The 21,845-nt window shown below is 70.8% G+C and carries 12 protein-coding genes; 8 read left to right on the top strand and 4 right to left on the bottom strand.

The features are described 5' to 3' along the window. Positions 1-5: 5 nt before the first annotated feature. The 4 genes from ACWPN8_RS16995 to ACWPN8_RS16980 form a co-directional block, all read right to left on the bottom strand. On the bottom strand, positions 6-329 hold the full coding sequence (locus ACWPN8_RS16995; protein WP_492241553.1) for a hypothetical protein: 324 nt from the start codon (positions 327-329) through the stop codon (positions 6-8). Beyond that, entirely contained in the window at positions 326-784 is a 459-nt protein-coding gene (locus ACWPN8_RS16990; protein ID WP_492241552.1) for a PA2404 family protein, read from the bottom strand. Before ACWPN8_RS16990 ends, ACWPN8_RS16995 begins: the two co-directional genes overlap by 4 nt. Continuing rightward, entirely contained in the window at positions 777-1,913 is a 1,137-nt protein-coding gene (locus tag ACWPN8_RS16985) for a PepSY-associated TM helix domain-containing protein (protein ID WP_492241551.1), read from the bottom strand. The genes ACWPN8_RS16990 and ACWPN8_RS16985 overlap by 8 nt, the downstream gene beginning before the upstream one ends. A 174-nt stretch (positions 1,914-2,087) precedes the next feature. After that, entirely contained in the window at positions 2,088-2,864 is a 777-nt protein-coding gene (locus ACWPN8_RS16980; RefSeq protein WP_492241550.1) for an aspartyl/asparaginyl beta-hydroxylase domain-containing protein, read from the bottom strand. A gap of 445 nt (positions 2,865-3,309) precedes the next feature. Here ACWPN8_RS16980 and ACWPN8_RS16975 point away from each other — a divergent pair, with 445 nt between their 5' ends. The 8 genes from ACWPN8_RS16975 to ACWPN8_RS16940 all read left to right on the top strand — a co-directional run bounded on the left by ACWPN8_RS16975 (position 3,310) and on the right by ACWPN8_RS16940 (position 21,836). Further along, a complete protein-coding gene (locus ACWPN8_RS16975; RefSeq protein WP_109451075.1) occupies positions 3,310-3,969 on the top strand; it encodes a hypothetical protein in 660 nt (219 codons plus the stop codon). Between the two features lie 10 nt (positions 3,970-3,979). After that, positions 3,980-4,642: a hypothetical protein gene (locus ACWPN8_RS16970; RefSeq protein WP_158285437.1), complete on the top strand. Its 663-nt coding sequence runs from the start codon at positions 3,980-3,982 to the stop codon at positions 4,640-4,642. Between the two features lie 38 nt (positions 4,643-4,680). Next, positions 4,681-5,418, top strand: coding sequence for a hypothetical protein (locus ACWPN8_RS16965; protein WP_492241548.1), 738 nt, complete (start codon positions 4,681-4,683; stop codon positions 5,416-5,418). A 133-nt stretch (positions 5,419-5,551) separates the two neighbouring features. Then, positions 5,552-8,140 carry a lipase family protein gene (locus ACWPN8_RS16960; RefSeq protein WP_492241546.1) on the top strand — a complete coding sequence of 863 codons (2,589 nt, stop codon included), beginning with the start codon at positions 5,552-5,554 and terminating at the stop codon, positions 8,138-8,140. 21 nt (positions 8,141-8,161) lie between these two features. Further along, on the top strand, positions 8,162-9,295 hold the full coding sequence (locus ACWPN8_RS16955) for a hypothetical protein (protein ID WP_492241545.1): 1,134 nt from the start codon (positions 8,162-8,164) through the stop codon (positions 9,293-9,295). Positions 9,296-9,300: 5 nt separating this feature from the next. Beyond that, positions 9,301-19,023, top strand: a complete 9,723-nt coding sequence (locus ACWPN8_RS16950; protein WP_492241544.1) for a DUF6603 domain-containing protein — start codon at positions 9,301-9,303, stop codon at positions 19,021-19,023. A 72-nt stretch (positions 19,024-19,095) separates the two neighbouring features. Continuing rightward, positions 19,096-20,730 (top strand): hypothetical protein, encoded by a 1,635-nt coding sequence (locus ACWPN8_RS16945; protein WP_492241542.1) that lies wholly within the window; start codon positions 19,096-19,098, stop codon positions 20,728-20,730. Positions 20,731-20,735: 5 nt separating this feature from the next. After that, on the top strand, positions 20,736-21,836 hold the full coding sequence (locus tag ACWPN8_RS16940; protein WP_492241541.1) for a hypothetical protein: 1,101 nt from the start codon (positions 20,736-20,738) through the stop codon (positions 21,834-21,836). Positions 21,837-21,845 lie beyond the last annotated feature (9 nt).

Here is a 21,845-nt window from a genome sequence, read left to right as displayed (position 1 = left end):
GAGCCCTATTTGATGGCGCCGTGCTCGATCTCGACCGTGTGGCCGGGGCCGGCATCGAACAGCACGTAGAAATCCTGGGCCGGGCGCGGGAAGGACAGGGTGGAATCCGCGCCCAGCCTGCCCTTGACCAGCACCTGCTCGTCGTAGCCGATCACATCCAGCACCACGCCGGGCGCCTTCGAGCCGTCGGAGAAGCCGCCGGTGCAGACCACCGTCTGTCCGTCCGCCATCCTGCAGTCGCAGACCGGGTAATGGGCGTGGGCGGCGGTGGCGGCGCACAGGGCCGACAGGGCGGCGGCGACCGCCAGGGCATGAATACGGGCAGTCATCGCTTTCCTCCCAGAAAACCGGCCAGCGGGGTCGAGGTCTGATGGATGCGTCCGCTCCAGTCCTCGACCGTCACCCACAGCTCCTCGGTTCCGGACGGCTCGCCCGGCACCGCCACCTCGGCCTCGCGCTCGTACGGGTTGCCGAATCCCAGCGCGCCCGCGGCGCGCAGGTTCCGCGGCTTGCCGACGCGCAGGAAGACGCCGCGCACCTTGTCGATGTCGGCCGGGCGGAGATGGATGCGGTATTCCTTCATCCACTCGCCGTTGCCGGCCCAATGCGGCGACTCGTCGTAGGTGACGAGCGTGATCGGGAAGGGGCCGGCGCCGATGTCCCGCCGGATCTCGGGCGGGGCGAAGATCGGCTTCGGGCTGAAATAGTTCGGCAGGAAGGGAAGCGGCACCAGCATCATCAGTGCGCTGAGATGGAATTTGCCGCGATGCCAGAGTTTACGCATTGGAGGATGCCCTCGCCGTCCTCAGCCCGCGCACCGCCTCGACCGTGGCGCGCGCCGTCCGCTTGGTCCAGATCAGCATGCCGCTGAACACCAGCAGGCTCATCAGCGAGCCGAAGGCGAACCAGATCAGCTTGACCGGCAGGCCGCCGAAATCGCCGGTGTGGAGCGCCCGCATGATGGTGCGGGTCAGCTCGACGCCCGACGCGCCCTCCAGCCCGCCCTCCACCACGATCACCTCGGCGGTGTAGGGGTTGACGCGCACGATGTCCGGCAGCAGCGGCACCTGCCCGCTGGAGCCGATCACCGATGCCGTGTCATAGGCGGTGTCGGGCAGCCGCAGGTAGCGCAGCCGCATGTCGGGCAGGGCGGTCATGGCCGCGGCCACCACGGCGTCGGCGTCGATCTTCGGCCGGACCGCCGACACGGGGATCCGGTCGCGGGCGACCATCACCGGCGCCTTGCCGCCGCCCAGACCGATGCCGAGATGGAACAGGGCGATGTAGATCAGGAACCACAGGCTGGTGACGGCGATCACGGCGATGAACCAGATCGACCAGGTGCCGGCGACGCGGTGCAGGTCGCCCCACAGCACGCGGGGCGCCTGCTTCCAGCGGATGCGCGGCTGGTAGAAGGATTTCCAGAAGCGCTTGTAGACCACCAGCCCGGTGACGAGCGAGCCGGCCAGCGGGATGGCCAGCGCCGTCACCAGATACCAGCCGGTCGGAAAGGTCATCAGCCAGCCGTGCAGCGCCCGGATGAACTGGCGGAACGAGGTGCCGGGGGACAGGCCCTGGACCACGCCGGTCACCGGGTTGACCCAGGCGGTGGTGAAGGTGCCGTCGGGCAGCGCCATCTCGGCGCCCACCGCCATGTGGGATCCGCCCCAGTTCAGCGATTCGACCCGCCCGCCGGGCGCCGCCGCTTCCGCCGCGGCGATCAGCGCGCCCGGCGGCAGCGGCTGCCCCCCGCCCGACGCCCGCATCGACGGATCGACCAGCCAGGTGATCTCGGTGCTGACCACGGCGATGGTGCCGGTGACGCAGATGAAAAATAGGAAGGCCCAGATCGGCATCGCCAGCCAGGAATGCCACAGGAACCACAGCCGCGTGCGCGACTTGCCAGCGCTCATCTCGATCCTCTCCGCACGGGACATCCTCGCCCTTTCCCCTCAGACGAACGGGCGGACCCCGAGCCTCAGGGTGAAATGCGAAGGATTCTCATTTTTTCGGATGCGGGTCGAAATTCGGGCGCAAGCCCGTCCGGGGCGGCCTCCTCCTATTCAACGGCCCATTCAGCGGCCCATTCAGCGGCTGGGCGGCGGCACCAGCGCATCCATGCTGCGGACGATGCGGGGCGCATAGTGCAGCGAGGCCATCGTGGCCATGCCCTTGGCCACCATCCGCAAGGGGGCCGGCATCGGGCGCGCGACGTCGATCATGAGGATCGCGCGCAGTTCCGGGCTGTCGTTGACCACCTCGTGATCCCAGGAATCGTCGAACAGCACGCTTTCGCGCTCCTTCCACTGATGGATCCGGTCCTTCACCCGGATGTGCGGCGGCCGGACCGTCGGCACGCGCAATGCCAGGTGATAGCGCAGATACATGCGCGACGGCCCTTCATGGGCGCGGACGCTCTTGCCCGGCTCCAGAATCGAGAACATCGCCTGATAGACGCCGGGAATATCCCGGACCAACTCCAGCGTGCGCGGCGCCAGCGTCCGGGCGGCCCGCGGCACGCGGCCGAAACAGGTCAGCATGAACACGCTCCACCGCCGGTCGCGCTGCAGCCGGCCCGAGGAGTGGATCACGTCGGTGTCGATGCTGTGGTAGGAGGGCAGCCGCTCGTAGGCGGCCAGCACCTGGTCGAATTCCGCGCGGATGGTGTCGTAGGCCGCATCGATCCGGCGCAGAACGGGCATTTCCCGGTCGATGTCGTGAAACACCGGACGGGCCGCGCCGCCGGTGTGCAGGTCGAACAGCGGGTTGAACAGCGCTCCCGATTTGTAGAGCGACATGTTGCGGCGCCAGCGCCGCAGGGTCGGGATCAGCCCGTTGGGATCGGTCTTCTGCAGGGTCAGCATACTGGAGTCCCCTTGGAAACAAGGATGTGTGGGAGGCGGGCGGCCGAAACACCGCCCCTCGCGGCCTCCTGACCGGCCGGGTTGCGCGCTCCTCTCCACTATATAGACATATGTTTTGCTTCGATGTCCATGGGATGTGGGAGAATTTCGTAAGCATACACAGGCATTAATTTCATTAATTTGCCCACATTGGTGTGATTTTAAAATGGTACATGTGCGTGTAAATGAATTTTGAGTTTCAAATTGTTGTCACGGTTCTGATAATCGAAAAATTATGTTTGTTTGTTATTGACACAATAAGAGCATCAATTGCACAATTCGCCTGCACATAAGAACAAATACTTTCCCACGAGAGCCGAAAGCCGATCGTCAAGCACAGGCTTGCCGAATCGCGAAGCATCGGCGTGTGTCGGACAAACATCCATATACTAATGGGAGAATAATCGTGAGCTTTGCCTCGTACCGCGAGCAGCACGTCGCATTTCTGAACAAGGCGGTGAAGCCCGTCGACCTGACCCTCGATCAGCTCGAAGGCCGGTCTTACGGCCCGGAGACCCACAAGGGCCCGATGGTGATCTCCTCCGACCCGTCGGAGGACAATCTGGGCTCCAAGCTGGTCACCCTGCAGTCGGTCCAGCAGCTGAAGGACATCGCCGGGATTTCCGACGATCACTTCGCGGCGAACCCGCATGCCGACCGCAGCGTCCGCTATCCGACCGAGCCGGTGCAGACCGATTTCGACAAGGCGATCGAACGGGCGCGCAACGACAACTGCGCGCTGGAGAGCCTGATCCATCCCGCCGACCAGAAGACCATCGGCCAGGCGATGATGGCGTTCATCCACGGCAACAGCCAGAAGGTCAAGGCCTTCGAGCCGGTGATCAACGCCCTGCGCTTCCCCAACCAGGTTCTGCTGACCACCGGCCAGGACATCACCGTCACGCCGGGCAACCCCCTGGTCATCGGCCCCAACAGCCCGTACGTCACGCAGGACCCGGTCCTCGGCGCGGTCGCCATCTTCGGCACCGTCACCGTGCAGCAGGGCGGACAGATCCAGATCCTCATCCCGGTGACCTTCAAGGCCGCCCAGATCAATATGCTGTGAGGGCTGCCCAATGGGTGTCATCTACAACATCACCGTGACCGGCACCAATGGGACGACCGGCACCAGCGGCAGCCCCGGCGGACAAGGCGCCTCGGGCGGAAATGCGACCGGAGGCGTCTGCGGCGGCAAGAACAACGCGTCCTGCGTCACGGCGCCGACCAGCGCGACCAACGGCTACACCGGCGGCAACGGGACGTCCGGCTCGCCCGGTAGCGACGGCAGCTGCCCGGCAAGCCTGACCTTCCTGGTCGGGACCGTTTCCGGCGCCTTCAATGCCCTGGTCACCGGCGGCAACGGTGGAACTGGCGGCAATGGCGGCAATGGCGGTGCCGGCGGCAGCGGCGGTGCCGGCGCCAGCGTGGTCGGCTGCTGCCAGGGCCAGTACGGGTCCAACATGCCGGCCGGCCAGACCGGCAACGGCGGCAACGGCGCCAATGGCGGCGCGGGCGGCAACGGCGCGTCCATCGGCACCGCCATCGTCGTCCTGTACGACGAGATCGTCGGCTCGCCGACCTACAGCCTCAACGCGACGACGTTCGGCCAGGCCGGCTCCGGCGGGTCCGGCGGCTATGCCGGCGGTGCCGGCGGCAGCCCGGGATCGCCCGGCGCCACCGGCAAGAACACGCCGGCCGGCCAGGGACCGACGATGACCATGCGGCCCAACAACGGCTGACGCCACCCCACGACCATCGTCGAGAACGGACTCCTGACATGACGAACTCGATCAACGCTCAGATCCTGATCAGCGGATCCAGCGGAACCAACGGGGCAGCCGGAACGCCCGGCGGCGCCGGACCTTCGGGCGTGCCCGGCAGCCCCGGAAGCGCCACTCCCAAGAAGGGCTGCTGCGGCACCACCTACACCTGCACCTGCGCCACCAACGGCACGGCCGGCGGCAGCGGCGCGGTCGGGGGCTCCGGCACCGCCGGCTCCTCCGGAGGGGCGCCGCCGCCCTTCATCCTCCACTATGGCAGCCTGTCCGGCTCGCTCACCGTCCTGGCGCAGGGCGGCAATGGCGGCAATGGCGGCGACGGCGGTGTCGGCGGCACCGGCGGCACCGGCGGCGACGGCGGGAAGAACCAGGCCGTCTGCACCGACAGCAGCGGCAAGAATCCGCAATGCCCCACCTCCCAGGGCGGTGCCGGCGGCAATGGCGGCACCGGGGGTGACGGTGCGAACGGCGGCAATGGCGGCAATGGCGGATCGGTGACCGTCTATTGGGACACCGATCCGGGCGACATCCTGGTGCTGACGCCCGGCGGCAGCGGCGGGGCCGGTGGCTCTGCCGGCATGGGCGGCACCGGTGGCGCCGGTGGCGCGAACGAGGCCGGCGGCAACGCCGTGTCTGGTGCGAACGCCGGCGGCGGCCGTGCGGGAACCCCCGGCAATCCGGGCCAGTCCGGCACCCAGACCATCGTCAAGTATCCCACCGCGGCTTCGGCTGCCTGATCGGCTGCCTGATTTGGGGGCCGGGAGGCATCGGGACGCCGTGACCGGCGCGCCCGACGCCTCCCGGCGGAGTCCCGCCGCCCCCCTTTCCCCATTCCTCCGCCCACATCCTCACGCCGGGAGCCCTGGTGCCATGGGAACCGTCAGCCAGTATTCCTCGACCACCGCCAACGCCCTGCTCGATCTGGTCGACATCGCGAGCGGCGACCTCAGCCAGGCCTATCTCCCGGCGACCCTGAATCTTGTGACCACCTTCGCGAACGGCTCCGTCACATCGGGCGGCGGCCAGGGATTGCTCGCCACCGGCACGGTGGCCGGCATCGACGGGCCCGTCGCGGTGCTGGCGGTGGGGGTCAATTGGCCCACCTTCATCTCGTTCTTCGAGCAGTCCTTCCTCGCCACCACCACCACGCCGCCGCCCTATCTGAATGCCGGCGGCAACGACTCCCTGATCACCCAGGGCTATTACCTGGCCTACAACGCCATCCACACGCAGATCTGGAGCGCCGTCGCCAAGCTGAAGCTGGTGCCCGGATACGCCTCGAACGTGCCGCTGCTGGTGGTCGGCATGGGGCCGGCCGGGCCGCTGGCGCAGATGGCCGCCCTCGACCTGCGGCCGGGACAGACCGGCCCGGACGGCAGCGGCGGCTCGATGACCAGCCCGGTCGGCGCGGCCGGCTGCTACTCCTTCTCGACCCCGGCCTACGGCAACGCCCCCTATGCGGCGGCGGTGACGGCGGCGCTGGCGTCGGTCTTCCTGTGCAACCTCGATGGCATCGATTTCTATCCGTCGATCGCCGGGGCTCCCGACGGCTTCGCGTTCAGCGGAGCGGCCCAGACGCTGACCGCGTCGGTCCCTCCCTCCGACACGCCCTGGCTGGAACGCACGCCGGCCTTCTACCAGACCGCCTACGGCGCGCCGCAGCCGCAGCTGTCCCACGGCGGGACGGTGACGCCCGTTCCCACGGGCTACAGCGGCGACCTCGCCTACACGCTGGCTCTGCTGACGACGGCGGCCTATGGGCGCTTCCAGCATCCGGATCTGTCGCAGCCGCTGCCGTCGGGCTACTCGCGGGCGGCCGACGTCGTGGTCGGCGGCGTCACCTGGGCGTCGATCTACACCTCCCTGGACCGCACGGTGGTGGCGTCGCGCGGGGCCTGCTCGTGGATCGAGCTTCTGGCCTTCATGGGCAACGGGTCCCTGATGCCGTTGCCCTGGTTCACCTCCGGCGGCCGTATCCTGCAGGGGCTGTCCAGCTTCTATCCGAGCTATGCAACGGCGCTGTTCGCCGCCCTGTCGGGCGTTCCCGGCGTGGCGGGCAAGCCGCTGGTGTTCGCCGGCCATGACTTCGGCGGCGCCCTGGCCGCGCTCGCCGCCTACAATCTGGCGCTGGTTCCCTATGGCGGGCTCCCCGCCGCCGCCGCGGTCTACGGCTTCGGCACCGTCCGCTTCGGCGACTACAGCTTCCAGGGCGCCTACCAGTCGGCGCTCGGTGCCGTCAGCTACCAGATTCTGCGGCCGAACGACGTGATCGCGGCCAATCAGGGACTGTCGCTGATGGCTCCGCTGCCGACGACCATGAAGCTTTCGGGAGGAATGCTGAGCACGGTCAACAGCACCACCGGCCATGCGCTCGCCCTCTACACCTCGCTGCTGAACCCCCGGATATCGGCGAATGCGGAATCCTTCGCCATGCAGGCCGCTGCCGGACCGGTGGCCGCCTTGCCGGCGAACGCGCGCCGGCTCGGCCTGCTCCCCGCCACCGCCGCGCCGCGCATCGTCGCGGCGACCGAGCCGGAGCTGACGCCCTTCCTGTCCCGGATGCTGGAGTTCCACGGGCTCCATCCCGGGCATCTGGCCGGTCCGGTCCTCGACACCGCCGCTCACCAGGGCCGCATCGTGCTGTCGGCCGACCCGAGGGTCAGCACGCTTGCCCCGGCGCAGGTCTTCGCCGGAGGAAGCCGGGTTTTCGCCACCAACGCGATCCTGGTCCGGGCCGGACAGGCCCTGCATGTCGGCTCGCCCGGCAGCCCGGCCTTCCGCCTGCTCGCCCGCTCCATCCTGCTGGAGCCGGGTGCGACCCTGTCGGTCGAAAGCCCGGTGCAACTTGCCGTCGGCTCGATGACCTCCCTGGCGGCGAGCGCCGCCGCCATCCCCAACATCACCGTGCTGGGAACCAACGGAGCCGACGGCGCCGCGGGATGGCCGGGTGCCGCAGGTGCCTCGGGGGCCCCCGGCATTCCGGGCGGGAGCGGCAGTTCGGGAGGCAACGGGTCGTGGGGGGCCAACGGCATCATGCCCTCGTCCCTGACCTTCCTGGTCGGCTCCATCAGCGGCACGTTCGTCGTCCGCGTCACCGGCGGGCAGGGCGGCAACGGCGGTCAGGGCGGGGCCGGAGGTGCCGGCGGCACCGGCGGCTCGGGTGCGGCCGGCGGCAGGGGCGGCACCGGCGGCAATGGCGGCCAGGGCGGCAATGGCGGCCAGGGCGGCACCGGCGGCAACGGCACCACGATCCTCATCAGATACGACAGCATGGATCCGGGAACCACCGTCGTGTTCCAGGATTTCGGCGGGCTGCGGGGGGCCGGCGGAGCCAGTGGCGCAGGCGGGCAGGGCGGTGCCGGGCAGCCCCCCGGCACATCGGGAATTTCGGGCAATCCGGGCCTGCCGGGGCAACCCGGCACCCCGTCGACCCTGCAATTCGTCCCCTCCTCGTCCTGACGGCCGGTCCGGAGCGCTGCCATGCCCACCAAGACCCTGCCCGGCGCAGCCGAGGCGTCCGCCGCCATGCCTGCCGCCCTGCCCGACAGGCCCGCCGTGAAGGCCGGCGTGGTCTCCAGCTGGCCCAGGCCGGCGGGGAACCGGGTGATCGATCCCTTCAACCCGCCCCTGCCGCGCTATTCCGGTCCGCAGACCATCGCCCACGAGGAGATGCCGGCGGACGCCCGCGCCTTCATGGACCGCCAGCTGTCCTTCCACGGCATCGACCCGGAGAGCTTCCGGCGGCGCTGGCTCGACAGCGCCCGGCACGGACGGGCGATCCGGATCTCCTGGGTGCCGGAACGCTCCTTCGTCGAACCGGCGCAGACCTTCCGCCACACCTGGGTGCGCTATGCGCTGGACAGCATCATCCTGCGCCCCGGCGCCGAACTGACGCTGGAAACGCCGTTCGGCGACCCGGTGGAGCTGTATGTGCATCGGCTGACGCTGATGGAGGGCGCGCGGCTGACGGTGCAGGGCGGGGCGGCCCGGCTGGTGGTCGGGCAGCTGGTCGGCGCGCGGCCGGAAACGCTGGACAGCGTCGAACCGGCGACGCTGCTGCTGGCCAGCGCCGACGGCCGCGACGGCGATCCCGGTGCCCGCGGCGGTGCCGGCCCGATGGGCGACACCGACCGGCCGGACGGCGGAGGGGGCAGCGGCGGACAGGCCGGCGAGCCGGGTCTGAACGGCATGCCGCTGCGGGACATGGCAGTCACCATCCACACGGTGACCGGCCGGTCCCGGCTGCTGGTGCGGCCGGGCAGCGGCGGCAATGGCGGCAGCGGCGGCAGCGGCGGGCCGGGGGCCTACGGCCATGCCGTCGCCTTCCACCGGATGGGCCGTGGCGGCGACGGCGGCCATGGCGGCGACGGCGGCGAGGGCGGGGCCGGCGGCGATGCCGGGCTGCTGCGGCTCGACCTGCATGTCCGCCAGCCGGGATCCGCCTTCGACCTCGACGTCGCGGACGGCGCGCCCGGCGCCGGTGGCGAGGGCGGCGGCGGCGGGGCCGGGGGGATCGGCCTTCCCGACGGACTGACAGGACATGCCGGACGCGACGGAGCGCCGGGCCGGCCGGGCCGGCCGGCGCTGGTGCAATGGCTTCGCACAGGGGAGTGACGCCCGTGACCATAGAGCCCGAGACCACAGAGACCGCGCGCACCGGCATCGTTCCGGCGCGCTCCAACGCGCTGCGGGGAGCTGCGGCCGCGGATCTTATGGCCGATAATCTTCTGGCCGTCGACCTGACCAGTGCTTCCAGCCCCATCCTGATCGAGGCGGCGGGCGTCGAGGCTCCGGCCATCCAGCTTGCGGTCGCCTGCGGGCTGCTGCTGCCGGTGGACGGGCAGGAGGGCGTCTATCAGCTCAACCCCGACTGGTTCACCGATCCGGTGGGCAAGACCGGCCAGGGCATGAGCGAAAACGCCGTCACGCTGGCCCTGGTGATCGCCCAGCTGATCGGCCAGGCCTCGGGCAGTTCGCTCGGCATTCCGGTGCGGGAGCCGGGGGCGCTGGGAACATGGTATCCGATCAACAAGCCCGGCACCGACACGCCGAGCGGCCTCTATCTGGCGACCCAGCCGGTGTCGTCCGACAGCAACGGCAGCGGCGAGCCGCCGACGGTGTTCGGCCTCGGCGTGATGTACACCACCACGGTGACGCTGGGGACGGATGAGAAGGCGGAGCTGGATCTGGTGGCCGACGGCCCCTCCAGCATCGACCTGAAGGTCTGGGGCATGGTGCCGGTCGCCCTGCTCGGCAACGGCGGCGTCGAGGTGGTGGTCGGGCAGGCCGGCCATCCCTTCACCATGGGCTTCGAGGTCACCGGTGGCGACGGGCCGCTGATCGACGCCGCCGGCTTCTCCTTCACCGGCGTGCGGCTGACGGTCGACCTGTCGCCGGCGACCGACCCGGCGGTGACCGTCTCGCTGGTCATCACGCAGCTGACCCTGCCCACCGCGCCGGGTGCGCGCGATTTCACGCTGGCCGACCTCCAGGCGATCAGCGGCGCCGAGATCCTGGCGACGGCCGCGGCGCTGGCGGTGACGGCGCTGGGCAAGCTGGTCGGCGACCAGCCGTCGCTGTCCTACCTGCTGCCGGCGCTGGGGCTGGGCGCCAGCGTGCCCGGCGTCGACGGCGTGCTGCTGCCGATCCTGCGCTGGGACAGCTTCATCGCCCTGGCGGTGAGCGGCGGCGACGTGGCGCGGCCCTTCGTCGACTGGTTCACCGCACTCGCCACCGACGGGCCGACCCTGTCCGCCTGGATGAAGGCGGTGGGCGGGGCGGTCGGCGGGCTGACCGGCACCGACGCCACCGTGTCGGGAAGCGGAACGCGCGACGATCCCTTCGCCGTCCCCGTCCTCAGCGTGAGCAGCGTCGGCACCCTGCGGCTGACCGCGGCAACCGGAACCGACACGGCGGGCTTGCGCCATTTCTATCCCGGTCTGGCCTTCGCCTCCACAGCCCTGGTGCTGGGCAGTTCCAGCGCGGCGGTGACCGGCAGCGCCGGGCTGGAAATCCTCGATTTCACGCTGGCCACCGGCGGCGGGGTGCAGGGCGTCGCCCCCGGCCGCTTCAAGGCCGGCATCCTGCTGGCCAACAAGGACCTGACCCAGCCGCTCTACAGCGGGACCATCCTCGGCGGCACCTACAGCTTCGGCGCGCTGGCCGGCGGCATGTCGGTCCTCGTCGCCGACGGCGGCGCCACCGTTCAGCCCGCCTTCTCGCTGCTGTCGGTGACGACGCCCACCGGCAGCTATCCCACCATCGACCTGACCCAGCCCGGCGACCTCGTCGCGGCGGCCGAGGCCGAGCTGAACGCCGCCATCGGCGATGCCTTCAATGCGCTGTTCGGCCTGGGCACCGACAGCGAGGTCGGACCGTCGCTGGCGGCACTGCTCGGCGTCGCCCCGCCGCCGGGGGCCACCGCCTGGCCGTCGTCGCTGACCCCGCCCTTCAGCCTGTCCGGGCTGCCCAACTCCATCCAGTTTCCCGTCGAGGCGCTGAGCCGCTATTGGGCGGCGCTGATCCGCGGCGACGTCGAGGTCGACGGCCAGCCGCCCTTCTATTTCATGGTCGAAGCTCTGGGCACCGTGCTGCGGCAGGTCGGCGGCGGCAGCGGCGGCGTGACCGGGTCCGGCACCAACAGCGACCCTTGGAGCATGACGCTCGGGCCGGCGGGCAGCCCGGCGGCGCTGGTCGCCTACATCGCCGATGCCCAGACCCCCAACAATGCCGGCAACGGTGCGGCCAAGCGGCTGGTGCTGGGGCTCGGCGTCGGGGCGACCCTGCCGATTGCCGGCAACACGCTGGACCTCGCCTTCCGCATCGAGGCGCTGGGGCTCGATGCCGGCACCTCCGCCGGCCAGGGCATCCGGTCGGCGCAGATCCTGCCGGGCATCGGCGTCTACGGCGCGCTGCCGTCCGGCGTCTCGACGCCGGAGGTGGCCGGAGCCTCGTTGCAGATCGACAAGGGCGGGCTGTCGCTCTACTGGAGCCCCTACGACGGCTGGCACTGGTCGATGTCGGTGGCGGCCCCGACCCTGGTGGTCGACGGCGTGGCCGAGCCGGTCGGCACCGACATGAACTATTCCGACGCCACCGCGCTGTCGCAGCTGGTCACCGAGCAGGCCGCCACCTTCGGCGCCATCCTGACCGGGGTGCTGGGCGTGGCGCTCTACCGCGCGCAGCGCCGCGGCGGGCTGGCGCTCGACGGCTGGCTCGGGCTGCTGCCCAACCTGGGGCCGTTCATGCCGCAGGGCATCGACTGGCCCGACGGCATGCCGGTGCTGGCCCCCACCAGCTTCACCGATCCCATCGGCCAGGTCCGGGCCCAGCTCAAGTCGGTGCTGTCCACCCCGGAGAGGGCCGCCGCGGTGCTTGGCCTGCTGGGCTGGGCAATCGACGGCACGGCGGAGGCCGCGGCAACCATCGCCGGCACCGGAACGCAGCTGGATCCCTACCGGGTGCCGCTCGACGTGCCGTGGAACCTGCAAGGCACGCTGTGGCAGGATTCCGGCCAGACCATGGCGGTGCCGGGACTGTCGACGCTGCTGTCCTACACGGCGGGCGACGTCACCGCGGTGACCAGCGTGCGGCTGGACCCGATGGGCATCTCCTGGAGCACCGGCGAGCCGGTCGCCGCGTCCGGCGTGCCGGGCCTGTCGGTGCAGACCGTGCTGAGCGGCACCGATGGCACCCTGGTCACGGTCGACGGCGTCGCCGTCGAGAGCGTGACGCTGGGCGTCGTGCTGACGATGGACCTGTCGGGCGGAAGCTTCGCCGCGACCCCGGTGCTGGCGGCGAAGCAGACCGACGGCACGGTGATCGTGCTGGACGGCACGCTGGATCCGTCGGCCAACAGCGCCCTGCTGTCCATCGTCAACGCCGCCATCGGCGTCGCCGCCGCGGCCTTCAAGGGCGACGACACCTTCCAGCTGGTCTATGGCGTCCTCGCCGACCTGGGGCTGGCGGTGCCGGCGGCCGGCGCCGACGGCCCCTACGGCATCGACCCCGGCGGCTTCACGGCGCTGGTGTCCAGTCCCCTGGGCTTCCTGACCGACCGGCTGATGGCGGCTCTGGCCGACGCGACGGTGCAGCCGCTGCTGTTCCAGGCCATCGACGCGACGCTGGGCTTCTCGCTGCCGGCGATGCCGGAGCCGCTGCTGGCGATGCTGGCCGGGCTCGGGCTGGTGGCGGACGCGGATCACGGCTATGCCGCCAATGCCGAAGCGATCCTCGCGGTCGCCCGCGCCCCCGCTTCCCAGCTGTCGCAGCGTCTGACCGCCCTGTTGTCCGATCCGGATGCCCGCTCGTCGGTCATCGCGGCGATGACGCACGGCTCGCAGAGCTTCACCGTCGGCCCCTGCACCCTGACCACGGCCAATGGCCGGATCATGACGCTGACGCTGCCGCGCGGCGGCTTCACGGTGGGATCGTTCCTCGACCCCTCAATGACCGTGCGCGTCGATCTGCAGACCGGCACCATCACCGCCACGCTGGACTGCTTCCTGCCCGATGCGGGGTTCAGCGTCCTTTCCACCTTGACCTACACGGTCGGCGGCAGTGCGCCCACGGTGACGGTCTCGTTGGTCTGGGGCGACGGTTCGGTCCCGCAGCCCACGCCGCTGGTGATCTGGCCCTTCGACCAGAGCGCCTTCATCGACCAGCTGGCCGCCGTCGGCCCGGCCTATGTGCTGGCGACCTTCGTGGCCGAGGTCGTCGACGACATGCTGCTCGCCAAATATCCGCTGGCGCGCAGCCTGTTCCAGGCGTTCGGGCTGGCCGACCCCGATCCCGACACCGGCGTCTGGCAGATGAAGTCGGCGCTCGGGCTGTTCGAGGATCCGGTGGACTGGCTGCTGTCCGACGCGGTGGTCGGCCAGGACGGGCTGCTGAACATCGCACAGATCCAGAAGGTGCTGGGCAGCCTGCCGTCGGGCAGCGCGGGCGGGCTGACCCTGGCGCAGGCGCCCGGCGGCGTGCTGCTGTCCGGCCTGCCCTATGGCTTGCAGGTTGCGGTGACAGCGGACCCGGCGACCGGCCTGTTCACGGTGGCGCCGTCCCTGAGCGAGGCGATGCCCCTGCTGGCCGGGGCGGAGTTGCAGTCGATGGGCTTCGGCCTGTCGCTGACCGCCAACTACCAGCCGGGCCTGAGCGGCAGCGGCCGGCTGACCGCCGCCATCCCCGGCCTGGACCAGCCGCTGTTCCTGCAGGGCGGCTACGACAAGGGCTTCACGCTGACGGTCGGCGAGGAGGGCGACGGCAAGCCGGTGCTCGACCTCGTGCCGTTCGGCGGCTGGCAGACCTTCGTCCTCCAGGTCGCCGCCGAGGTGGCGCAGACGCTTTTGCAGACGCTGACCCAGCAACTGCTCGACCAGCTCGCCGCCGAGGGCGACACGACGCTGACGCAGTTCGTCACGGCGCTGCGCAGCACCGCGGCCTCGCTCGACATCACCGGGCTGGTACAGTCCCTCATCGCGGCGCAGCCCGACGCGGCGGCGCTGGAGGCGGCGGCGCTGGCATGGCTGCGCGAAAGATTGCAGCCGGAGCAGGCGGCCGCCACCGCGTCGGCCGTCGCCAGCCTGTTGCAGCTGGCGCTGAGCGGCGTGACGAGCGACGGCGGCCTCCTAGTCTATGCACCCTCCAAGTCGGTGCCGGTCACCGTCTTGGCCGGCGTGCGCACCGTGGGCGCCGAGACGCTCGCCGGCATCTGGGCGACCCTGTCTGTCACCGCCGCCGACAGCGTGGTGGTGGCGCTGACCCCGACCGGCGTCGGCGTGCCGCTGACCGGCACGCCCGAGGCGCGCGTGCAGTTCGGGCTGTCGGCCCAGGCGATCATCGCGCTCGGCCAGGGGCCGGGCCTGACGGTGACCTACGACAGTGCCGGCGGCGGCGTCTCCGCGGCGGTCGATCCGCTGATGACGGCCGGCGTCTCCAGCAGCCTGAACGCCGAGCTGCTGCCGCTGCCGTTCGGGGTGGCGACGGGCGACGGCTATGCCGGCCGGCTTGAGGCGGCGCTCGCCGTCTGGCTGGAAGGGGTGATGGTGCAGGCGCTGCCGCGCTACGTCTCGGTGGTGGTGCTGAACACGCAGACGGTGGTCGGCTGGCTGAACGCCCCGCTGTTCACCGGATCGACCCTGACGGCGGGACAGGTGCTGACCGCCTCGCAGCTTCTGGTCAGCGAGAACGGGGTCTATGCGCTGAACGATCTGGCCTCGTTGCAGTCGCTCGGCGTCGAGGGCTTCCTGGCCGGCTTCCTCAAGGCGCTGACCCAGACGCAGATCCAGGTGCTGTCCTTCCCCGACGGCGGCGGCATCTGGCTGGAACCCGGACCGGACGGCAGCTATGGCGTGCGCTTCGCCGCCACCGGCCTGTCCTTGAAGCAGGTGCCCTATCTGGTCTTCCAGTTGGGCGCCACCGACACCGAATGGATCGCGCTGACCGGGGCGGACCCGTCGCAGTACCAGCCGGGCGTCGCGGCCTATCTGCCGGTCGACGGGCTGATCCCCGACTTCAGCGCGGTCAAGCTGCGCCTGATCAACATCGGCGTCGATTTCCAGGGCAAGGCGGGCGCCCCGCTGGTCGATTTCAGCCGCTTCCAGCTGGCCAAGATCAAGCCGCGCGGCCTGCTGACCTTCGACTTCGCCCAGTCCGATCCCATCACCGCCTATGGCGGCGGCGTCGATGTCGAGGACATCGCCATCTCGCTGGCCCCCGACACGCTGACGCCGGGCGCCAACACCAACCCGGTCGCGCAGAACCTGCTGGGGTCGGGCGATGCCGCCTCGGCCGGCAATCCGGCGGCGAACCCCGGCTTCTCGATGCGCGCCGGCTGGATGTCCGGCGAGGATCTGGGCGTCGAGCTGTACGACAGCAACGGCGGCAGCCAGACCCGCATCTGGCTGCCGGTGCAGCGCAGCTTCGGCCCGGTCCATGCCAACAAGGTCGGGATCGGCTGGGACAACCCGACGAAGATCGGCAGCGTGCTGTTCGACGGCGGCCTGACGCTGGCCGGGCTGGACGTCGAGTTGATCGACCTGTCGGTCAGCGTCAACGTCACCCAGATCACCGACTACAGCCAGTACAGCCTGGATCTGGCGGGATTGTCGGTGTCCTTCAGCGGCGGCTCGGTCAGCGTGTCGGGCGGGCTGCTGAAGCAGAACGACCCGCTGCGCTACGACGGCCAGCTTCTGGTCAAGGCGGGCCGCTTCTCGCTCTACGCCGTCGGCTCCTTCGCGCTGATCCCGGTCGATCCGGACAAGCCCGACGGCGACAAGGCGGTGTCCTTCTTCGTCTTCCTGAACCTGAACGCGCCGCTGGGCGGCGTGCCGGCCTTCTTCGTCAACGGCGTGGCCGGCGGCTTCTCGGTCAACCGCAACATCATCGTTCCCGATGCCGGGAACATCATGTCCTTCCCGCTGATCCAGGGCGCCATTTCCCAGGCGACCTTCGGCAGCGACCCGACGCCGGCCAGCGCGCTCGCCGTGCTGTCGCAGGACGTCTATCCGCAGATCGGCAGCTATTGGGTCGCCGCCGGCCTGAAATTCTCCAGCTTCCAGATCCTCGATGTCTTCGCCATGCTGCTGGTGAAGTTCGGGCGGGAGTTCGAGATCGACGTCATCGGCGTCGCCACCGCCACCCTGCCGCCGCAGGTCACACCCTCCTCGGCGCTGGCCTACATCGAGCTGGCGCTGGTCGCCTCGTTCAAGCCGGACGAGGGCGAGATCTCGGTCACCGCCCAGCTGACCCCCAGCTCGTTCCTGCTGGCGAAGGACTGCAAGCTGACCGGCGGCTTCGCCGCGAAATACTGGTTCGGCTCGAACCCCTATGCCGGCGACTTCGTCATCACGCTGGGCGGCTACAACCCGTCCTTCCAGCCGCCGGACCATTACCCCAACGTGCCGCGCCTGGGCTTCGACTGGCCGGTGCTGAGCACGTCGGCCATGACGGTCGGCGTGTCGGGCGGCACCTATTTCGCCCTGACGCCGTCGATGATCATGGCCGGCGGCTATCTGAAGGCGCTGTTCAAGGCCGGGCCGCTGAAGGCCTGGTTCAACGCCGGGGCCGACTTCCTGATCGCCTGGCAGCCCTTCTATTACTATGCCGGGGTGCAGGTGTCGGTCGGCGTGTCCTTCGGCTTCGAGGTCGCAGGCGTCAAGGTGACGCTGACCGCCGAGCTGGGGGCCGGGCTGGAACTGTGGGGTCCGCCCACCGCCGGCAAGGTCAAGGTCAGCTGGTACGTCATCTCCTTCACCATCCCCTTCGGCGACCAGGATCAGGACCTGTCCAGCACCCAGCCGCTGAGCTGGGAGGAGTTCGAGGCGCGCATGCTGCCGCAGCCGGACTCGCAGACGGCTCCCCTGGCCTCCGCGCGCACGGCGTCGATGATGCTGGCGGCGGCGGAGGGGGACGGCAGTTCCTCCGGCAACACGGACGGTGCGGACGCCACCCAGGTGGTCGTCAACATCCAGGTCAGCAGCGGCCTGCTGAGCGAAACCGGGGAGTTCGGGCCGACGGTCCAGTCCGCCCCCTTCGCCATCGATTTGCGGTCGGTGATGCCGGCCTCCACCGTCACCGTGGCGGAGTCCAGCTATCAGGCCTCCAGCCCGTCGCTGGGCATCCCGCCGATGGATTTGCCGGACATCGCGACCGGGATGGCGGTGACGCTGGAATCGCAGGACGACCAGGGGGCCTGGAGCACCCTGTCCATCGACCGGCCCGGCCTGACGCCGGCAACCCTGTCGGGCGGTGCGGCGGCGGCGATGTGGTCGACGCAGGCCTTCGACCCGGTGGGCAAGCCGTCCTCCGACTTCATCGCCGGTGCCGCCTTCGGCATGACCCTGGCCGCCACCGGCGACCATGTGGTCGACACGCTGGCGCCGATGGACCTGCTCACCTCCTTCGGCTACGAGCAGGCCGACCCGCTGCCGCTGCCCTTCGCCGTCACCCCCGTCTACACCGCACCGGCGGCGCTGTCGCAGGACGGCCGTTTCGCCGTGCTGATGGGAAGCATCATGGCGCCGACGCCCTCGACCCTGCGGGGCCAGGTGATGCAGGCGCTGGAGGACGCCCAGGTCGCGGTCATCGTCGACCAGAACCTGTCGGTGATGGCCAGCTTCGCCGACCAGATCTTCCAGGCCGCCCCCAGCCTCGCCAAGCTCGGCTTCGACCTTGCGACCTCCGGTCCGCAGGCGCTGGCGGCGCCGCAGCCCAAGCGCGCCGCCAGGGTTGCGGCGGTTGAGGGGCCGCTCGCTCCGCGGCTGCTCGGTTCCTCGCAGGCCTATGCGCTGCCCGCAACGGCGCCCCGGCGCATCCAGTTGGCCGGCGCTGCGGCCGGTAAGGCATCGGTGCTGCTGCCGGCGCCGCGGGTGGCGATGCGCTGGGCCGACGCCGACGTCCGCCCGACGCGCGGCGGTGCCCGGACGCTCGCCGGTGCGGGAACTGCGCCGTCCGCGATCGAGACTGGCCTGAGCCTCCAGCCCGGATCCGTCGCGGTGTTCGATGCCGGACGGGGTGCGGGGGCGCCGATGCTGGAACTGACGGGCGGAACGCCGGTGATGGTGCATGCCTTCGACAAGGCCGGCCGCATCCTGTCCAGCCGTCTGGTTTCGCCGGCCGGCAGCGCTGCCGAACCTCTGCCGACCGACACCGCCCAGGTGACGCTGGTCGGGGTGGACAGTGCCGGGACGGCGCCGGTCGCGGGCTGGAACCGGCACAGCACGCTGGTCCAGGTCGGCCGTTACACCCTGCTCGGCAGCGGCTGCACCGTGCGGCCCCAGGCCGGACCGCGCCCGCAGCGCGGCTCGCGCGATGCGGCACCGGTTGCAGCGCCCATCGGGACACGGGGGCCGGTGGAAGGTGCGGCGATGCTGACCCGCAACCGCGTCCAGACCGGCGTCGGCAGCACCGCGCCGGGCTGGGTGGAGACGGTCTTCAGCCACACCGTCGGAACCGTCGCGGTGGTGCTGGACCGCGGGGCGGACGCCGATGCGGCGACGGTGAAGATCGCCGCGACCGGTTCCCCCTGGACGGTCGAGTACGGCGTCGCGGCGACCCCGGCGGCGCGGATCGCGGCCGGCGACGGCACCATCCTGCTCTACGACGCCGCGGCTCTCGCCGGTGACGGGGAGCGGCATGCCGTCCTGGTGCGCGGCGTCGAGGGGCTGGCCGGCGTCTACGGGCTGGCCGGAACGCCGGCCGAGGTCGAGGCCGGCTGGGACGGGCTGTCGCTCCCGGCGCTGGGACGCAGCGTGGCGCCGCGTCCGGGCCAGGGCCTGGGACGGGCGGGAGCGGCGAAGGCCGGCGGCCCGACCCTGTTGCGGTTCGTCCGCAGCGAGGCGGCGTAGCGGTGCGGATGCCCCCGCTCCGGCGGGGTGGGGGCGATTGGCAGGACAGGTTCGTGAGGAAGGGGATCCCACATGTCGAACGCGATCGCGCTGGCCGATGACGGCGACGCGCTGCAACCCGGCCAGATCCGGTTCAGCCAGGCGGCCCTGCCGCCGCTGCCCGCCGGGACCTATCGGCTGAGCGCCACCCAGACCGTGGATGGCATCAAGGATCAGGACACGCCCCCCACCTACACGGCGGTGCAGACGTTGCAGATCCAGGGGCCGCGCTTCGCCCTGGCGCCCGGCGACCTGCAATCGGTGATGCCGCCGGCCAACCAGACGGGCTCCTGGGAGAACACGCTGCCCAATGTGGTGCTGCGCCGGCGCACGCTGCCATGGGAGCGCACGCTGGACGGCAGCGTCCCGCCCGCGGACAGCGTTCCGGCGCCGTGGATCGGCCTGCTCACGGTGACCGCCGCCGAGCTGGGTGGCGAGGCCGGCGCGGTCGCCGCACCCTCGCCCGTGCACAGCGGGACGGTGTCCGATCTGGTCCAGCCGACCGACACGGCGGTGTTGGGACCGCAGCTGTCGGGCGTCTCGCAGGCCGACATGCAAACGGGGCTGCTGCTGCTGGACTTGCCGGTGACGCTGTTCCAGTCGGTGGCGCCGACGCTGGCCGACCTGTCCTGGCTGGCCCATGTGCGCGAGGTCAACACCGACCACAAGGAGATCCTGGGGCTCGACGAGGACGGCACCTTCTCCATCGTCGTCGGCAACCGGACGCTTCAGCCGGGGGCGGTGAACTACCTGTTCCTGGTCTCGCTGGAGGGGCACCAGGACCATCTGGCGGGCAGCACCATTCCCGCCTCCTACACCACCATCCGCTTCGCGTCGCTGGCGTGGTGGAAGGTGCAGGCCGATGTGTCGAAGGGCGACTTCATCGAGATCATGCAGGCCCTGCCCGACAATGGCGGCGTCGATCTGGTGCAGATGCCCCATCTGCCGATCCCGGCTTCCGGCAACGGCTCCGGGGACACCAGCGACCCGTCCGCCATCGCCGCCAAGGGGCTCGGGATGGGCTATGTGCCGCTGACCTACCGCATGCGGGTGGGTGAACAGGCGACGGCCTGGTATCGCGGCCCGGCCAGTGCCGTGCCCACCAAGTCCGATGGGCTGGGACCGTTCGTCTTCAGCGATCAGGCGATCCGCTACGACCCGACCACGGCGCTGTTCGACGTGTCGCAGGCCGCCGCCTGGCAGATCGGCCGGCTGCTCGCTTTGTCGGATTCCACCTTCGCCCGGCTGATGTTCCTGTGGCGCAAGGAGTTCCACCAGGCGGTCGCCGCCAATGTGGTGCTCGGGCAGATCGCCGATGCGCTGCCGGTCACGGCGGAGACGATGCGCGCGCTGCCGGCCGCCGGGCCGGGGAGCGGTGGGCGCACGCTGGCCCTCTCGCACCAGACCGCCGCCGTGGCGCTGGCCGAGGCGTTCGCCGGGCTGGCGGGGCGGGAGGCCACGGTCCCTGCCGCCGATGGCGGAACCCTGTCCGGCATTCCCCGCCGGATCCGCCGCGAGGACCGGCCGCCGGTCGCGGCGGCTCCCGGCCTGAGGAATAACGGCCTGAGGACCGCCGTCGCGGCGGGTGCGGCGACGGTCTCCGCGACGGCCCCTGCCGATCCGCTGGAGGCGCTGCTCGACCACGTATTCGGCCCTTCCGCGGAGTGATCGTCATGGACCGTGCCATCAGCAACCGCGCCGCCACCTTGCAGGCGCTCATCGACACGGCGACCGCCCCGGCGCTGGCCGCGCTGCGCTCCGGCCCGGCGCATGCCCGCGTTGCCCTGCCGGCCGCCGTCGCTCCCGCCGCCTCCGGTGCGGCGGCCACGCAGCCCACCGTCGAGCTGCCGGACCCGCCGCCCGCCGTCATCGACTGGCTGGCCCGCGCGGCGCTGCTCTACGGCGTGCCGTTCGAGTACATCACGCCCGACGGGCGGATGCTGCCTAAGGAATCGATCCGCTTCTTCTACGTCGACCTCAACTGGATCCACCGGCTGCTGGAAGGCGCGGTGAGCATCGGGCTGTCGACCAGCGCCGATTCCGTGCAGATGATGGCGACCATCGAACAGCTGGTCGATCAGGCGCTGTCGCACAGCTCGACCGTGCGCCCGTCCTTGCGCGCCAAGGCGACCAGCGGCCACAGCCGGGCCGGTGCCGCGCTGAAGGCCGCGGCGGCCCAATCCACTGCCGCGGGCGGAACGGCGACCGGCCCGATCACCGGGCTGCTGATCCGCTCGGCCGCGGTTTCCGGCTGGCCGGGGGTGGAGGTCAGCGCCTATGCCGACGATGCCGCCACCCAGAAGCTGCCGCTCCTGCGGCTCGACCGCCTGTCGGACGATGTGCTGATCGCCCTGTTCGACGGGCTGCCCCGGGTGGTGAACTTCCTCCAGCCGCCGGAAAGCCTGCATTTCGGCGTCCGCCCGACCACCAGCTTCGCCAGCGGCTACATGAGTTTCCTGCGCGGCCTCGGCTATGGCGGCTATCCCGCCGGCCAGCAGATCCAGGGCCAGCAGGCGGCGGTCGCCATGCGGAGCGGTGCTGCGGCCGGCGTGCTCGACGTCGCCGCCTCGGCCGCGTCGCTTCAGACGGCCATGAAGACGCTGGGCGCGCTGGACAGTGCCGGCACCTTCACCGCCGCCGAGTTCGCCGTGCAGATGGTGCGGGCGGCCGGCATGCAGTCCTTCCAATGGGGCGTCGCCGCCCAGACGGGCCAATGGGGCGCCAGCGCCCCGGCTGAATCCACCGCCCCCGTTGTGGGCCGGATCGCGGGTTGATCGGAGCGC

The organism is Azospirillum sp. UENF 112521 (assembly GCF_058780665.1).
This window is presented reverse-complemented; position numbering and strand designations above follow the sequence as displayed.

What these genes read in the sequence shown, in the direction of transcription:
- ACWPN8_RS16995 (WP_492241553.1), bottom strand. Translation starts at nt 329, where the DNA reads ATGACTGCCCGTATTCATGCCCTGGCGGTCGCCGCCGCCCTGTCGGCC.
- ACWPN8_RS16990 (WP_492241552.1), bottom strand. Translation starts at nt 784, where the DNA reads ATGCGTAAACTCTGGCATCGCGGCAAATTCCATCTCAGCGCACTGATG.
- ACWPN8_RS16985 (WP_492241551.1), bottom strand. Translation starts at nt 1,913, where the DNA reads ATGAGCGCTGGCAAGTCGCGCACGCGGCTGTGGTTCCTGTGGCATTCC.
- ACWPN8_RS16980 (WP_492241550.1), bottom strand. Translation starts at nt 2,864, where the DNA reads ATGCTGACCCTGCAGAAGACCGATCCCAACGGGCTGATCCCGACCCTG.
- ACWPN8_RS16970 (WP_158285437.1), top strand. Translation starts at nt 3,980, where the DNA reads ATGGGTGTCATCTACAACATCACCGTGACCGGCACCAATGGGACGACC.
- ACWPN8_RS16965 (WP_492241548.1), top strand. Translation starts at nt 4,681, where the DNA reads ATGACGAACTCGATCAACGCTCAGATCCTGATCAGCGGATCCAGCGGA.
- ACWPN8_RS16960 (WP_492241546.1), top strand. Translation starts at nt 5,552, where the DNA reads ATGGGAACCGTCAGCCAGTATTCCTCGACCACCGCCAACGCCCTGCTC.
- ACWPN8_RS16955 (WP_492241545.1), top strand. Translation starts at nt 8,162, where the DNA reads ATGCCCACCAAGACCCTGCCCGGCGCAGCCGAGGCGTCCGCCGCCATG.
- ACWPN8_RS16945 (WP_492241542.1), top strand. Translation starts at nt 19,096, where the DNA reads ATGTCGAACGCGATCGCGCTGGCCGATGACGGCGACGCGCTGCAACCC.
- ACWPN8_RS16940 (WP_492241541.1), top strand. Translation starts at nt 20,736, where the DNA reads ATGGACCGTGCCATCAGCAACCGCGCCGCCACCTTGCAGGCGCTCATC.